Raw genomic sequence first — 15,163 nt, 5'->3', positions numbered from 1 at the left:
CGAACACGTGCCCTGATTCGACCGGTTGAACTTCCGCATCCGGTAGCTGCGGCGGGTGCCGTCGTCGTGCATGACAGTCAGGTAGTCGGCGGAAACTTCCTCGACGACCCCGGCCTGTTCGTTCACCACCACATCACCGGCATCGATCGCGGCACGCGACTCCATGCCGGTGCCGACCAGCGGGGCCTCGGCGCGAATCAGCGGAACCGCTTGCTTCTGCATGTTCGCACCCATCAGGGCGCGGTTGGCGTCGTCGTGCTCGAGGAACGGGATCATCGCGGTCGCGACCGACACCATCTGACGCGGCGAGACGTCCATGTAGTCGACCTCGTCGGCCGCGACGAGCTCGACCTCGGAATTCTTGCGACGCACCGCGATTCGCGCACCGACGAAGCGGCCCTCGGCATCGAGCGGCTCATTCGCCTGCGCCACGACGTGCAGGTCTTCCTGATCGGCGGACAGGTACTCGACCTCGTCGGTCACCCGGCCGTCGACCACCTTCCGGTACGGCGTCTCGATGAATCCGAACGGATTCACCCGCGCGTACACCGACAGGTAACCGATCAGGCCGATGTTCGGGCCCTCCGGGGTCTCGATCGGGCACATCCGGCCGTAATGGCTGTAGTGCACATCGCGGACTTCCAGACCGGCGCGTTCCCTGGTCAGACCACCCGGGCCCAGCGCGGAGAGGCGACGTTTCTGGGTGAGGCTGGCGAGCGGATTGCGCTCATCCAGGAACACCGACATCTGCGAGGTCCCGAAGAACTCCTTGATCCCCGCGACGACCGGCCGGATGTTCATCAGCGTCTGCGGCGTGATCGCCTCGACGTCCTGAGTCGTCATCCGCTCCCGGACCACGCGCTCCATCCGGGACAGACCGACCCGGATCTGGTTCTGGATCAGCTCGCCCACGGTGCGCAGGCGACGGTTGCCGAAGTGGTCGATGTCGTCCACTTCCACCGGGACCTCGACGCCACCAGGGGCCGTCATGGTCTTGTCGCCCGCGTGCAGATGTAGCAGGTATTCGATGATCGTGACGATGTCTTCCTCGGTGAGCGCCGGTGAGCCGATGACCTCGTCGGTGTGGATGCCGAGCTTCTTGTTGACTTTGTACCGGCCGACGCGCGCCAGGTCGTAGCGCTTCTCCTTGAAGAACAGGTTCTCCAGCAGGGTCTGCGCGGTCTCTTTCGTCGGCGGTTCACCCGGGCGCAGCTTGCGATGGATATCGAGCAGCGCCTCATCGGTCCCCGCGGTGGTGTCCTTCTCCAGGGACGTCATCATGACCTCGGAGAAGCCGAACCGCTCGGTGATCTGCGCACTGCTCCAGCCGAGCGCCTTGAGCAGGACCGTCACGGGTTGGCGGCGCTTGCGGTCGATGCGAACGCCGACGGTGTCGCGTTTGTCGATGTCGAACTCCAGCCACGCGCCGCGCGACGGGATGACGCGCACGCTGTGCAACGTCTTCTCGGTGGCCTTGTCGACGGACTCGTCGAAGTAGACGCCGGGTGAACGGACCAGCTGCGAGACGACCACGCGTTCGGTGCCGTTGATGATGAACGTGCCCCTGTCGGTCATCATCGGGAAATCACCCATGAAGACCGTCTGGCTCTTGATCTCACCGGTGTTGTTGTTGATGAACTCCGCCGTGACGAACAGCGGAGCCGCGTACGTCATGTCCTTGTCTTTGCACTCATCGATCGAGGCCTTGATCTCCTCGAAACGAGGGTCGGACAGCGTCAACGACATGGTCGCGGCGAAGTCCTCGATCGGGCTGAGCTCCGCGAGCACCTCGTCCAGACCACCCGCGAGCGACTCGCCGCGCGCCGCTGCCCGTTCGCGCCACGCGGGTGCACCGATCAGCCATTCGAACGACTCGGTCTGGATCTCCAACAACCCTGGAACATCCAGGGGCTCACGGAGTTTGGCGAACGAGACCCGTTTCGGCGCCCCGGGAACTCCGGTATCGACGGGACTTCCTGCATTGACCTCGGTTTGACTCGAGACTGCCAAGATGCGTCCTTCCAGCACCTCGCGCCGCCCACGCGTTCGCGCGGTCGTCACGGTGTCTACTTATCCTGTGGGGTATCGATGGCACACCGTGCTGGACGCTGCCCGAACACGACTCGACAACGACGGGTCGACAGTGACGCGCAGGAAGCGCCACTTTTCTCCGGTCAATTCGTATTTCGAGAGTGGGACAGCGCGCGGCCCGGCGCGACGTCCCAAATTACACCCAAACCCGATCGATGTCGAGGGCATGAAAAAATAGACACCTGATTTCTCGTGTCTTCCCGGAATAATAATGACATCTCGGTCTGTCGTTCGTCAAGTCTATTAGCGGTAATTCGCCAGACCTCCGCCGAACCGGCCGGAGCTCTCTGTTCATACCGTGGCAGCACATGATCCTCGCACCGGGAATTCCTTCACTCTGAGGCGAATTGCCGCGTAGTACCCGTGCGGGGAGGGAGTCTGATCATGACTCCGACCAGTCGTGGTTGTGCTGTCGGTCCGCTGGGACGGCTCCTGCGGCGACCTGGTCGCCGGGCGTACCGAGCAGGATGCGAACTCGGCGCCGACGTAGATGTGGCAGAGACATGCCCCTCGATTATTGGGCTCGCCGGGCTTTCCCTGGCAATCGATACTGGGATCGGCCGAATGGTGACGGTTCGATGGGACCCCGGGATGCGTGGATATGTGCGTTCGATCGCAGAGCTGATCGGAGCGAGCGTGTCGTCCCGTTTCGTCCCGGAGCCGAGAGTGCCTGATTCGTCGCTCGCTCGGATAGCCGCTGATGCGACGTTGGCGGCCGAGCCGGTCCCGATCCGGACCACGGAACTCGCCGTGCCTGCCCCGAAGACGGTTCTCTTGACCGGCGCGACCGGATTTCTGGGATTACACCTGCTGAGTGAACTGGCAGCGCGCACCGAGGCCGAAATCTATTGCCTGGTGCGCGCCGCCGACCGGGGCGAGGCGCTCGCGCGGCTCGAGTCGGGGCTGCGGCACTACCGGCTGTGGCGGCCGGATTCGAGCTCCCGGATCGTTCCCGTGGTGGGGGATCTCGCCGAACCGCGATTCGGCTCGAGAGCGAAGGATTTCCGCCTGCTCTCCGAGGCGGACGCGATAATCCACAATGGTGCGCGCGTCAACCACGTCGAACCGTACGCGCGGCTACGCGGTGCGAATGTCGTCGGTACGCGAAATGTGTTGCGCTTGGCGCTGTCTCGCGGTATCCCGGTCCATTTCGTATCCACGACGTCTGTGGCAGTGGCGCACGGGCGATCGCCGGGTGAACCGGTGCCCGAGTCGGCTCGCCCGTCCCTGAGCGAGCTACCCGGCGGCGGCTACACGATGACCAAGTGGGTCGGAGAAGAGTTGATGGCGCAGGCAGCCGCGAGCGGCCTTCCGGTAGCCGTCTATCGGCCCGACCGGGTATGCGGGCGTGCCCATGTAGGTGCGGTCAGCACGAACGACGCGTTCTGGACGCTCGTGCGCGCCGCTGTCGTGCTGGGCGCGGTACCCGCCGAGGATGCCGAGATCCGGCTCATCCCAGCGGATTACGTCGCGGCGGCCGTCGTGCACGTCCTGCTGCACGGAACGATTACCCAGGTGCACCACTTGGTGAATCACACGTCGATTCCGCTCACCGACCTGTGGGCCGGCATGCGGCAGAGGGGATATCGCCTTCGTCCGCTGCCGATATCGGATCTCGCCGCTCGATTGACGTCCGGAGCCGGTGGCGATCCCGGCCTCGCGCGCGCAGTGGTATTGAGCCAGCAGAGCGGTCCGGTGCCCGCGGAGTTCGACGATGCCAACACTGCCGCCGCGCTGGCCGGATCCGCCATCAGCTGCCCGCCGATGACCATCGACCTTCTCGACCGCCACCTCGACCATCTCATCGAGATCGGATTCCTCCCACCCCCGGCCTCCGCCGGGCAGCGCGAGGGCGGCGGCTGATCGATAAGTAAAACGAAGCCAGGCCGGCCCCGAAGGGCCGGCCTGGAACTCGCGGATACAGCTCAGGCGAGGTCGAACCGGTCGTTGTCGACCACCTTGACCCACGCGGCGACGAAGTCGTCGACGAACTTCGCCCCGGCATCGTCCTGGGCGTACACCTCGGCCAGCGCGCGCAGCACCGAGTGCGACCCGAAGACGAGATCATTGGCGGTGGCGGTCCACTTGGCCTGACCGGAGGACCGGTCGAAACCTTCGTAGACGTTCTCCGCCGACTCCGACGCCTTCCACTCGGTGTTCTGGTCGAGGAGGTTGACGAAGAAGTCGTTCGTCAAAACGCCCGGCCGGTCGGTGAACACACCGTGGTCGGTGCCGCCGTAGTTGGCGCCCAGGGCACGCAGGCCGCCGACGAGCACCGTCAACTCCGGAGCGGTGACGTCCAGCATGTACGCCCGGTCGAGCAGCAGGCGCTCCAGCGGTGCCTTCTCCCCGGTTCGCACATAGTTACGGAATCCGTCGGCCCGCGGTTCGAGCACCGCGAACGACTCCACATCGGTGTGCTCCTGCGTGGCGTCCGTCCGTCCGGGCGCGAAGGGCACCGTGACCGCGTGCCCCGCGTCCTCGGCCGCCTTCTCGATCGCCGCGGACCCCGCCAGGATGATGAGGTCGGCGAGCGAGACCTTCTTGCCTCCGGAGGCCGAGCTGTTGAAGTTCTGCTGGATCTGCTCGAGCACCGGCAGTACCTTGGCCAGCTCGTCCGGCTCGTTGACCTCCCAGTTCCGCTGCGGCTCCAGCCGGATCCGAGCGCCGTTGGCGCCGCCGCGCTTGTCGGTGCTGCGGAAGCTGGCCGCCGACGACCAGGCGGTCTTGACCAGCTGGGCGACCGACAGGCCGGACTCGAGGACCTTGCTCTTCAGTGCCGCGATGTCCTGCTCGTCGATCAACTCGTGATCGACCGCGGGCACGGGATCCTGCCACAGCTGCGGCTCGGGAACCCACGGGCCGAGGTAGCGGCTGATCGGTCCCATGTCGCGGTGCAGCAGCTTGTACCACGCCTTGGCGAACGCCTCGGACAGCTGCTCGGGGTGATCCAGCCAGCGGCGGGTGATCTCGCCGTAGATCGGGTCTTCCCGCAGCGCCAAGTCCGTGGTCAGCATGGTCGGGGTACGCGCGGGCCCACCGAACGGATCCGGGATGGCGCCCTCGCCCGCGCCGTCCTTCGGCTTCCACTGCCATGCCCCGGCGGGGCTCTTGGTCAGCTCCCACTCGTAGCCGTACAGGTTCTGCAGGAAACCGTTGCCCCACTTGGTCGGGGTGGCGGTCCAGACGACCTCCAGGCCGCTGGTGATGGCGTCCTTGCCCTTGCCCGTGCCGTAGGCGCTCTTCCAGCCCAGGCCCTGCTGCTCGATCGGGGCGGCTTCCGGTTCGGCGCCGACCAGGCCGGCATCGCCCGCACCGTGGGTCTTGCCGAAGCTGTGGCCGCCGACGATCAGCGCGGCCGTCTCCTCGTCGTTCATCGCCATGCGGCCGAACGTCTCGCGGATGTCCCGCGCCGCGGCGACCGGATCCGGCTGACCATTGGGGCCTTCCGGATTCACGTAGATCAGGCCCATCTGGACGGCGCCGAGCGGACCCGCCAGTTGCCGGTCACCGCTGTAGCGCTCGTCGCCGAGCCAGGTGTCCTCCGGACCCCAGAAGACCTCTTCCGGCTCCCAGACGTCCGGGCGGCCGAAGCCGAAGCCGAAGGTCTGGAAGCCCATCGACTCCAGGGCCACGTTGCCGGCGAAGACGAGCAGGTCGGCCCAGGAGATCTTGTTGCCGTACTTCTGCTTGACCGGCCACAGCAGCCTGCGGGCCTTGTCCAGATTGGCGTTGTCCGGCCAGCTGTTCAGCGGCGCGAAGCGCTGGGCGCCTTGACCGCCGCCGCCGCGGCCGTCGGCGATGCGGTAGGTGCCCGCCGCGTGCCAGCTCAGCCGGATGAACAGGCCGCCGTAGTGGCCGTAGTCGGCGGGCCACCAGTCCTGTGAATTGGTCAGGACTGCCGTGACGTCGGCCTTGAGGGCATCGACGTCGAGCTTCTTGAACTCTTCGGGGTAGTCGAAGTCCTCGCCGAGCGGGTTGGACTTGGACGAGTGGGCGTGCAGCACCGAGACATCGATCTGCTCCGGCCACCAGTCCTTGTTGCTGCGCGGACGATGGTCCGTCTTCGCAGTGGGGGACGGGATCGCCGGATTCTCGCTCTCGCTTGTGCTCCGAGTTTCGGTGTCAGGATTGGGCGGGCGGCTATCGGATGACACAGCATTCCTTCCTGAATGAGTGATGTGGGCTGGGATCACGGCTGTGATCGGGAAGCCTGTGACTTCGCACAGTCGGGACACATGCCCCAGTAGATGACTTCGGCCTCGTCGATCGAGAACCCGCTGTCATCGGACGCGCTCAAGCACGGGGCCTCGCCGACGACGCAATCGACGTCGGCGATGACCCCGCATGCGCGGCATACGACGTGGTGGTGGTTGTCGCCGACCCGCGTTTCGTAACGTGCCACGGAGCCGGACGGCTGAATACGCCGGACCAGGCCTACCGCGGTGAGCGCGTTCAACGAGTCGTACACCGTTTGATGGGACACCTCGGGTAGATCGGATCGCACGGCACGGATGATCGAATCCGTGTCGGCGTGCGGGTGCTTGTGCACGGCGCTCAGCACCGCGACCCGGGGGCGAGTCACGCGTAGCGAGACTCCCCGCAGCATCTGCTGGAACTCCGAAGCGGTTGGCACGCACGGAAGTCTCGTCTGCTTTCTGGAACGAGTCAAGAGTCTGCGGCAAAGTCGCGCTGATCGATTCGATCGGGCGGTTCGGCTTCCGCACCGCACCCCCCGGTCGGCGGAATTCGGGAAGCGGCTCTGTTCGCGAAGCGATTGCTGTGAGTGTCGCCGGTGTGGTTGTCGGTCGCGTCGGCCGTTCCGGGAAGCGTGCAGGTGCCGGAGTGCCGCCGATCTGCCGATGTGACTGCCTCGCCGAGATATGTGACTCGCCATTACGATTCGTTAGATGTGGTCACGATGTGGCGGCTTGGGTTCGACTCGGGGCGTAGCCCTACTGCGGTCCGTGCTGAAAGTGCGGCTAATGCGCTGGTGTGTCGGCTATCTGCGTCAACTCCGCTGGATCCCCCAGGAGGGCCGAGTAAGGCGGTGTCAATTTTCGGAAAGTTGGGACGGTCGGCCACGAGGCTTGCTAAGTTAATGACTGTTCTGATCCGCGGAACGATGCGGAACGGGCGCGACCGGCTTTCATCGATCAACCCGGTGGCGCTCGGGCTCAATGAGGAGTGAGGAAGACATGGATGGACTCAGCAGGCGCAACGCGTTGAAGGCCGGAGGAGTATTGGGTGCGTTCGGCGCACTGGCCATGGCGACCCCGGCGCGGGCGGAGCCGTGGACGTGGTCTCCCGAGGGCTCGGTGGCGGGCAGTGGAGACGGGGCTGATCCGCTCACCGTCTGGGACCCCGAGGCCGACCAGCTGGTCGCCTCACTACTGGACCGGGGCGAAGTGCCCAGGGTCAACGAATTGTTGCGGACCTGGACCAGGAATGGTCAGCCGTTGCCGGCCGGTCTGCCGTCTGACCTGCGGGACTTCATGGAGTATGCCCGTCGGCTGCCGCAGTGGGCCGATCAGGGCAAACTGGCCACCGCGGTCGAGTTCAACAAGAAGCGGGGACTCTATCTCGGCGTGCTGTACGGGCTGGCCAGCGGAATGATGAGCACGGTCATCCCGAAGGAGGCCCGCGCGGTCTACTACTCCAAGGGCGGTCACGATCTGAAGGATCGAATCCTGAAGACCGCCAAACTGGGTTACGACATCGGGACCGCGAATGCCTACGGCCCCAACGGCGAAATGGTCGTGACCTGTCTCAAAACCCGGCTGGTTCATTCCGCGGTGCGTCACCTGCTGCCGCAGTCGCCGCACTGGGTGCACTCGGCCGAAGAGGACATCCCGATCAGTCAGAACGACATGATGGTCACCTGGCACAGCCTGCCCACTACCGTCATGAAGCACCTGACCGCGTGGCGGGTCCCGATCCCCGCCGCCGAGTCCGAGGCGTTCCTGCACTCGTGGCAGGTCTGCGCGCACATGCTCGGCATCCGCGACGAGTACATTCCGAACTCGTGGGCCGAGGCCGACTCGCAGGCTGCGCAGGTGCTGGATCCGATCCTGGCGCCGACCCCGGAGGGCGCCAAGCTCGCCGACCGATTGCTGCGACTCGGGGTCAACCTCGATTTCGCCGTCCTGAGCAAGCCGGTCCTCGGCGCGTTCACCCGCTTCCTGCTCGGCGACAAGATCGCCGACGGGCTGGCCATCCCGAGGGAACCGGTCTGGGACCCGCTGTTGCGGGTGAGCTGGGGCCCGTTCATCGCGGTTCGCGAAGGTTTGCTCCCGGTCGTCCCGCTGGCGCCGGACGCCTACTGGCTCTTCGACGAGTTCCTCCGTCAGGCCGCGCTGATCTACCTGGCCGAACTGCGGATGCCGATCAGCATCGAACTCCCGGTGATGAATCGGGATATGAGCAAACCGCCGCGCTGACCTCGTGACGCCTGGCGTTCCGGCATCCGTTTCGCGGCCCGACCGCGAGTCCGATCGATTTCGAGGCCTCGGGTGACCCTATGTCGTGTCGGGTCGCCGTGCCGGGAACGGAGGCCGGACGGCGGCGTCACGCCGTCGACCTGGCTGCAGCGACGTCTCCGCGAGGCCGCGGAAGCCGAGTGACCCGGTGGCGAGCGGCGAACGCCCGTGTCGCGAATTATCGTGGGGTCGTGCGGATTCGATTGCGGCGGCGGGTGTACCTGGGCGCCGAATACGCGACACTGTTCTTCGGTGGAGCGACCGTCTACAACGCGGTGTTGCGCGGCAGGTCGCCGATTCCCGCGCTGCTGGCGCTGGCTGCGGGCGCAGCGATCTACCTGCGGCGCGCACCCGATTTCGATCGCGCCGCGCTGTGGCGCAGCGCGGCCTTGCGGACGCAGGCGCGCTCGATGGCGGCTCGGGCGGGGTCGAGTGCGGTGGCGCTCACCGCGGCGGTCGCGGTGTCGCGACGGGAGGATCTGTTCGACCTGCCACGACGGAACCCACTGCTGTGGCTGGCGGTGATGGTGCTCTACCCCGCGTTGAGCGTGTACCCGCAGGAGTTGATCTTCCGCTCCTTCCTGTTCCATCGGTACGCGCCGGTCTTCGGCGAGGGGCCCGTGCTGGTGCTGGCGAGTGCGGCCGCGTTCGGCTTCGTGCACATCGTCTTCGGTAGCTGGTTCTCGGTGCTCGCCAGCGGGGTGGGCGGCTGGATCTTCGCGTCGCGCTACCTGCGGACGCAGTCGCTGTTCACCGCTTCGGTAGAGCACTCGGTGTACGGAATGGTCGTGTTCACCGTCGGTTTGGGCCGGTACTTCTATCACGGCTCCACGCAGCCGGCTCGCCTCGGAACGAACGGGCGTGTACCGGCTTGACGGCCGGAAATCGACGTAGTGCGATTCTCCACGCGACGGGTATCCGCCCACCGTGGTGGATTCTCTGCGACGGGTCGTCGGTACGCCCCTGCTGTTCTTCTTCATCCTCGGCGACATCCTGGGCGCGGGTATCTACGTGCTGGTCGGGGCCATCGCGCGGCAGTCCGGCGGCGCGGTCTGGTTGCCGCTGCTGGTCGCGCTCGGTCTCGCCTGCCTCACCGCCGGTTCCTATGCCGAGTTGGCGACCAGATATCCGAAGGCGGGCGGCTCGGCCCACTACACCGGCCGGGCGCTCGGCCCGGCCGCCGGATCGTTCGTCGGCTTCTGCATGCTCGCGGCCGGTGTCGTCTCGGTCGCGGCGCTGAGCAGGGCGTTCGCCGCGGACTATCTGCACGCCTTGGTGGCGTTGCCGACGGTCGCGGTCGTGGTGGTGTTCCTCACCGCACTGGCGTTGCTCAACGTCTACGGCATCAAAGAGTCCCTGGGCGCCAACGCGGCGGCGACGCTGGTCGAGCTCGGCGGCCTGGTCGTGGTCATCGGGCTCGGAGCGTGGGTGATAATCCGCGGCGACGCCGATCCGGGCCGGCTCACCCAAGTGGGGACAGCCGAGCACGGAGTCGTCGGCGCAACGCTCGCGGGCGCCGTCTTGGCCTTCTACTCGTTCGTGGGGTTCGAGACCTCCGTGAATCTGGCCGAGGAAGTCGCCGATCCACGCCGGTCCTACCCGCGCGCCCTCTTCGGGGCGCTGCTCGCCGCCGGTGGCGTGTACTTGCTGATCGGGGTGGTGGCCGGTGCGGTCGTACCCACCGATCGGCTGGCGAACTCGAGCGCTCCGCTCCTGGAGGTGGTGCGCCAGGCCGGAGGTGTTCCGCAAAGGTTGTTCGCGGTGGTCGCTTTGGTTGCGGTGGCGAACGGCGCGCTGCTGACCGGCATCATGTCCTCGCGCTTGGCCTATGGCATGGCCCGCGAGGGGCTGCTTCCCGGTGCGCTGGGCCGGATCCTGCCCGGCCGTCGCACGCCGTGGGTGGCGATCGTGACGACGGCGACGGTGTCGCTGCTGCTCGCCCTGACCGGTGAGGTGGCCGAACTTGCCGAGACACTGGTGTTGTTGCTGCTGATCGTGTTCGCGGCGGTCAATGGGTCGGTGCTGATCCTGCGGCGCGAACGCGACGGGGCGGAGCACTTTCGCGTGCCCGCGGTCGTGCCCTGGGCGGGTCTGGCCTCCTGCCTGTTCCTGTTCACCCGGATCGGCGGGGAAGTGTGGCTCCGAGGCTGTGTCCTCATGGCCATCGGAGTCCTGCTCGCGGTCCTGAACGCGGTCCGTGCGCGCCGGTCCGAGCCGCACGGGCGCAGCGCTTTGCCGGCGAAGCGCGAAACGTGACTGTTCGCCCGAGACCAGGTACCGGACGACACGAACCTGCCTGACCTGGTGGGACAGGAAATCTATTAGTAAAAGAGTAGATTTTCTTTCAGCCGCAGAACTGGTGCCCGCGCGTCGTCCCGGTTCCTCGGCAACGGCGCCGCGGCGGCGATCACAGTACGGAGATCGGATCGGCATTCACTGCACACGCACCTGTCCCCGGAGGTTCCTACGCAATGACATATTCAGCGCACGGCAGCTTCTTGCTCGGCAGCGGAGTCCACGGCCACACCCGGCCGAGAGGTAAACGAGATTCGGAGCGCCTCCGTGCCGTACCGGACCGTCCCAGCGAATGGCACCCGGGGATGCTCTGGTGGGATGCGAGCGCAGTACTGGTGACCTACCCTCGGCCGGACTCGACCGGGCACTGGAATACGGTGCCGCACCTCGTGCTGCCGATCGACCACGGCCGCTTGGCTTTCCAGGTCTCGTCGCATTCGAGCGAGGCTCGGTACCTGGCCCGCGAACATCGGGTCATCGTGCAAGCCGCCGACTGGCGCGGCGCGCCGGCCCTCGGGTCACGACAGCACCCAGGCGCGGCCGAATCGGTGCGGACGGGGCCGCTGTTCGATCAGGTACGTGACGGCATGCGCACCAAATACGGAAGACGCGTCGGCCTGGCGCGCCTGGCGCACCGGCTGGCCATGGGTGCGGCGCCCTACGGTGACGTCGTGGTCGTCGTCACCGTGCGCGAAAACCGCCGCTCCGGCGCATGACGTTCGCGCTGCTGTGACATCTGCCGCGTCCGCGGATGCTGCTTTCTCGCCGGACTGGACACGTGCACGGAGTGCTGTCCATACGATGGGTTCGTCGTGTCGCGGAAGGCGTGGCGCACCGATGGCCGGCGGAGGTCGCTGTGAAGGTTCATCTACAGGTCACCGGAGCGCCCCGGCAGGTCGCGACCGACGCGCGGAAGCTGGCCGAGACCGGGGCCGACGGCCTGTTCACGTTCGAGGGCCCGCACGACGTGTTCTTTCCGCTCGTCGTCGCGGCCGGTGCGACGGGGCTGGAACTGATGACGAATGTGGCGATCGCCGGGCCGCGCAGCCCGATGCATCTGGCGCACTCGGCCTACGACCTGCAGATCTACAGTGCGGGCCGGTTCCGGCTCGGGCTGGGCTCGCAGATCCGCGCGCACATCGAGAAGCGCTACGGCAGCTCCTGGGGCGCACCCGCGGAGCGCACCGCGGAGAGCGTGGCGGCGGTGAAGTCGATCTTCGCCGCGTGGGAAGGACTGGCGCCGTTGAAATTTCGCGGCAAGTACTTCACACACACGCTGATGCCGCCCACCTTCGATCCCGGCCCGAACCCGTTCGGGCCCCCGCCGGTGCTGATGGGCGCGCTCGGGCCCGTGATGACCCGCAAGGCCGCCGAAGTCGCCGACGGGCTGCTGGTGATGCCGTTCAACAGCAAGCGGCACTTCACCGAGCGCACCCTGCCCGCCCTCGCCGAGGGCCTGCGCCGCTCCGGCCGGACCGCGGCGGACTTCCCGGTGATCGGTCAGGTCATGGTCGCGCTGGGGCGCACCGAGGAAGCTCTGGCCGCCGCGGTAGGCGGGGTGGGCTCGCTGATCGCGTTCTACGGGTCCACCCCCGCCTATCGTCCGGTCCTGGAGGTCGAAGGATGGGCGCAGTTGCACGACCGGCTCAACGCGTTGTCCAAGACGGGCGCGTTCGCCGAGATGCGGGCGCTGGTGACCGAGGAGATGGTGCGCACGATCGGGGTGGTCGGCACGCCGGAGGAGTGCGCGGCGCAGATCCGGAGCCGCTTCGGCGCCGGCATCGGCGAGGTGTGCTGCTATTTCCCGGGCTATCCACCGGACGCGGCGGACGTAGCCGACCTGGTGGACGCGTTGCACGCATGACGCGCACCGGCAGCAACAGACCACCCGGTCACCTGTTCGGCGCACGGTGCGCGAAAGAGTAGTGAGCCGGGGATCGGGTGGCTTTGAATACGCAGATGCCTGTTCCACCCCATGCTCGCGGCTACCAGGATTTCGGCGGATCGATCGGTCGCACCACCGCCGATTCCACTCCCGAATGGAGCTATCCGCCCACCGCCCCCGAGGGTGCTCCGAACATCGTCGTGGTGCTGGTCGACGACATGGGATACAGCGACATCGGCCCGTTCGGCTCCGAGATCGAGACGCCGACGCTGGACCGGCTGGCCGCCAACGGTCTGCGGCTGACCAACTATCACACCACCCCGCTGTGCTCGCCCTCGCGTGCGTCGCTGCTCACCGGCATCAACGCCCACCGCACCGGCTTCGGATTCGTCGCCAACGCCGATCCCGGATATCCGGGTCTGCGTCTGGAACTCGCGGACGACGTACTGACGCTGCCGGAGATCCTGCGCGCCAACGGTTACGCCACCTACGCCGTCGGCAAATGGCACCTGGTGCGCGACGCCACGATGAACCCCGCCGCACACCGCGATTCCTGGCCGACCCAGCGTGGCTTCGATCGGTACTACGGCTCGCTCGAGGGCCTGAACTCCTTCTACTCCCCGAATCAGCTGGTGTCGGACTCCTCGGTCGTCGATGTCGAGGAATACCCGAAGGGCTACTACCTCACCGACGATCTGACCGACCGGGCCATCACCTACATCAAGGACCTGCGCGCGCACGACGCCGCCAAGCCGTTCTTCCTGTACTTCGCCCACGTCGCCATGCACGGCCCGCTGCAGGCGAAACCCGCGGATCTGGCCAAGTACCGCGGTCGATACGCCGAGGGGTGGGACGAACTGCGGCGCAGCAGGTTCGCCGCGCAACTCGCTCAGGGCCTGTTCCCGGCGGGTACGCAGCAGAAACCGCGCAACACCGAACCGGGATACGAAGCGGCGGAGTGGGATGCGCTGACTCCCGCCGAGCAGCGCCGTTTCGCCCGGTACATGGAGGTGTACGCGGGCATGGTCGACAGCATCGACCAGAGCCTGGGGCGCATCCTCGACACACTCGAGCAGCTCGGCGAACTCGACAACACCATCGTGGTGTTCACCTCGGACAACGGCGGCACCGCCGAGGTCGGACCGGAGGGCACCCGCACCTACTTCGCGGAGTTCGCGCACATCACCGATCCCGACTGGGTGGGCGACGTTCCGCACGACGAGGAGTTGATCGGCACCGCGAAGCTCGGCGTGCACTATCCGCGCGGCTGGGGTCAGGCGTCCAATACTCCGTTCCGCTTCTACAAGGGGCAGACGTTCGCGGGCGGCGTGCGCGTACCGTTCCTGCTGTCCTGGCCCGCGGGGCTGCCGCGCGGCGAGGGCGACAACGGCATCCGGCACGAGTACACCTACGTCACCGATCTCGCGCCGACACTGCTGGAGCTGGCCGGATTACGGTGGCCGCCCGTGCGTAACGGCTTGCAGGCCAAAGAGTTCGACGGCGTCTCCGCGGTCGAGACGCTGCGCGATCGGCGAGCGCTGTCCGCACACACCGAGCAGTACTCGGAGATGGTGGGCAACCGGGGCTTCTACCGGGACGGATGGAAGCTGTTGTCGTTGTACGAGCCCGGGACCGACGTCGATGAGCCGCAGTGGCAGCTGTTCGACGTTCGCACCGACCCCACCGAACTGCACGATCTTTCCGAGCGGTTCCCGGAAAAGGTCGCGGAGCTGGCCGCCGCCTGGGACGAATCCGCCTGGGCGAATACGGTATTCCCCCTGGTCACCCGGCAGGACCTGGCGCGGCGGCGGCCCGAGGAGGAAAGATTCTCGGCCCCCGTCCGGCTGCTGCCCGGCACGCCGACCCTGGAGCGGTACCGCTCGCAGCGGCTGATCGCCTACCGGGACTTCGTCATCGACGCCGAACTCGACGGCTACCGGGCCGGTGACGAAGGGGTTCTCCTCGCGCACGGCGATCCGCTGGGCGGCTACCTGCTCTACATCGAACACGGCCGGATGACGTTCGGGCACAACAGCTACGGTCGCTACGACACCGTGACGACGGAACCACTCCCGGCGGGCGTGCGTCACATCACCGTGCGCGCCACGGTGCGGCCCCGGCTGCGGTCGGACTTCGCCATCGAGATCGACGGCGTCCAGGTCGCGCGGCTGCTCGATCAGGTCCAGTTGGTCGGCATGTCGCCGTGGACCGGAATCTCCGTCGGCGTCGACGCCCGCGGCCCCGTGGCGTGGGACCTGCGGGAACGCCGCGGAACCTTCCGTTACAGCGGCGCTCTGCGCTCGATCACCTACATCCCCGGCCCGATCCGGGTGCCGCGACGAACCATCGAGGCGGTGGAACGCGAAGCGGAGTTCGTCGCCGAATGAATGCCGCCGGACCCGGGTCTCGCCGG

10 protein-coding genes are annotated in these 15,163 nt (G+C 66.9%); 7 read left to right on the top strand and 3 right to left on the bottom strand.

The window, feature by feature from the left end; all coding sequences use genetic code 11:
• The coding region (locus ON19_RS17100; RefSeq protein WP_043693204.1) for an RNA polymerDNA-directed RNA polymerase subunit B at positions 1-2,028 on the bottom strand (2,028 nt) is incomplete at its 3' end.
• Positions 2,029-2,757: 729 nt separating this feature from the next.
• Between ON19_RS17100 and ON19_RS17095 the strand changes: the two genes are divergently transcribed.
• Entirely contained in the window at positions 2,758-3,954 is a 1,197-nt protein-coding gene (locus ON19_RS17095; RefSeq protein ID WP_157229741.1) for an SDR family oxidoreductase, read from the top strand.
• Positions 3,955-4,016: 62 nt separating this feature from the next.
• Here the strand turns inward: ON19_RS17095 and katG are convergent, their stop codons facing one another.
• Positions 4,017-6,248, bottom strand: coding sequence for a catalase/peroxidase HPI (gene katG, locus ON19_RS17090; RefSeq protein ID WP_043693169.1), 2,232 nt, complete (start codon positions 6,246-6,248; stop codon positions 4,017-4,019).
• Positions 6,249-6,283: 35 nt separating this feature from the next.
• Complete coding sequence (locus ON19_RS17085; RefSeq protein WP_220136140.1) at positions 6,284-6,700, bottom strand: Fur family transcriptional regulator; 417 nt, start codon at positions 6,698-6,700, stop codon at positions 6,284-6,286.
• Positions 6,701-7,289: 589 nt separating this feature from the next.
• Between ON19_RS17085 and ON19_RS17080 the strand changes: the two genes are divergently transcribed.
• The 6 genes from ON19_RS17080 to ON19_RS17055 all read left to right on the top strand — a co-directional run bounded on the left by ON19_RS17080 (position 7,290) and on the right by ON19_RS17055 (position 15,137).
• Complete coding sequence (locus tag ON19_RS17080) at positions 7,290-8,531, top strand: oxygenase MpaB family protein (protein WP_043693201.1); 1,242 nt, start codon at positions 7,290-7,292, stop codon at positions 8,529-8,531.
• Between the two features lie 230 nt (positions 8,532-8,761).
• Positions 8,762-9,445: a CPBP family intramembrane glutamic endopeptidase gene (locus tag ON19_RS17075; protein WP_051168989.1), complete on the top strand. Its 684-nt coding sequence runs from the start codon at positions 8,762-8,764 to the stop codon at positions 9,443-9,445.
• Between the two features lie 52 nt (positions 9,446-9,497).
• On the top strand, positions 9,498-10,826 hold the full coding sequence (locus ON19_RS17070) for an APC family permease (protein ID WP_051168988.1): 1,329 nt from the start codon (positions 9,498-9,500) through the stop codon (positions 10,824-10,826).
• Positions 10,827-11,041: 215 nt separating this feature from the next.
• On the top strand, positions 11,042-11,581 hold the full coding sequence (locus ON19_RS17065) for a hypothetical protein (protein ID WP_174377700.1): 540 nt from the start codon (positions 11,042-11,044) through the stop codon (positions 11,579-11,581).
• A gap of 140 nt (positions 11,582-11,721) precedes the next feature.
• Positions 11,722-12,729 (top strand): TIGR03617 family F420-dependent LLM class oxidoreductase, encoded by a 1,008-nt coding sequence (locus ON19_RS17060; protein ID WP_043693189.1) that lies wholly within the window; start codon positions 11,722-11,724, stop codon positions 12,727-12,729.
• A 95-nt stretch (positions 12,730-12,824) separates the two neighbouring features.
• Positions 12,825-15,137 (top strand): arylsulfatase, encoded by a 2,313-nt coding sequence (locus ON19_RS17055; protein WP_043693164.1) that lies wholly within the window; start codon positions 12,825-12,827, stop codon positions 15,135-15,137.
• The last annotated feature ends 26 nt before the right edge of the window (positions 15,138-15,163 follow it).

The organism is Nocardia abscessus NBRC 100374 (assembly GCF_000308455.1).
GTDB lineage: Bacteria > Actinomycetota > Actinomycetes > Mycobacteriales > Mycobacteriaceae > Nocardia > Nocardia abscessus.
This window is presented reverse-complemented; position numbering and strand designations above follow the sequence as displayed.

Bases quoted from the DNA above. Each gene is read 5' to 3' on its own strand.
- ON19_RS17055 (WP_043693164.1), top strand. From the start codon at position 12,825: ATGCCTGTTCCACCCCATGCTCGCGGCTACCAGGATTTCGGCGGATCG.
- ON19_RS17080 (WP_043693201.1), top strand. From the start codon at position 7,290: ATGGATGGACTCAGCAGGCGCAACGCGTTGAAGGCCGGAGGAGTATTG.
- ON19_RS17085 (WP_220136140.1), bottom strand. From the start codon at position 6,700: ATGCTGCGGGGAGTCTCGCTACGCGTGACTCGCCCCCGGGTCGCGGTG.
- ON19_RS17065 (WP_174377700.1), top strand. From the start codon at position 11,042: ATGACATATTCAGCGCACGGCAGCTTCTTGCTCGGCAGCGGAGTCCAC.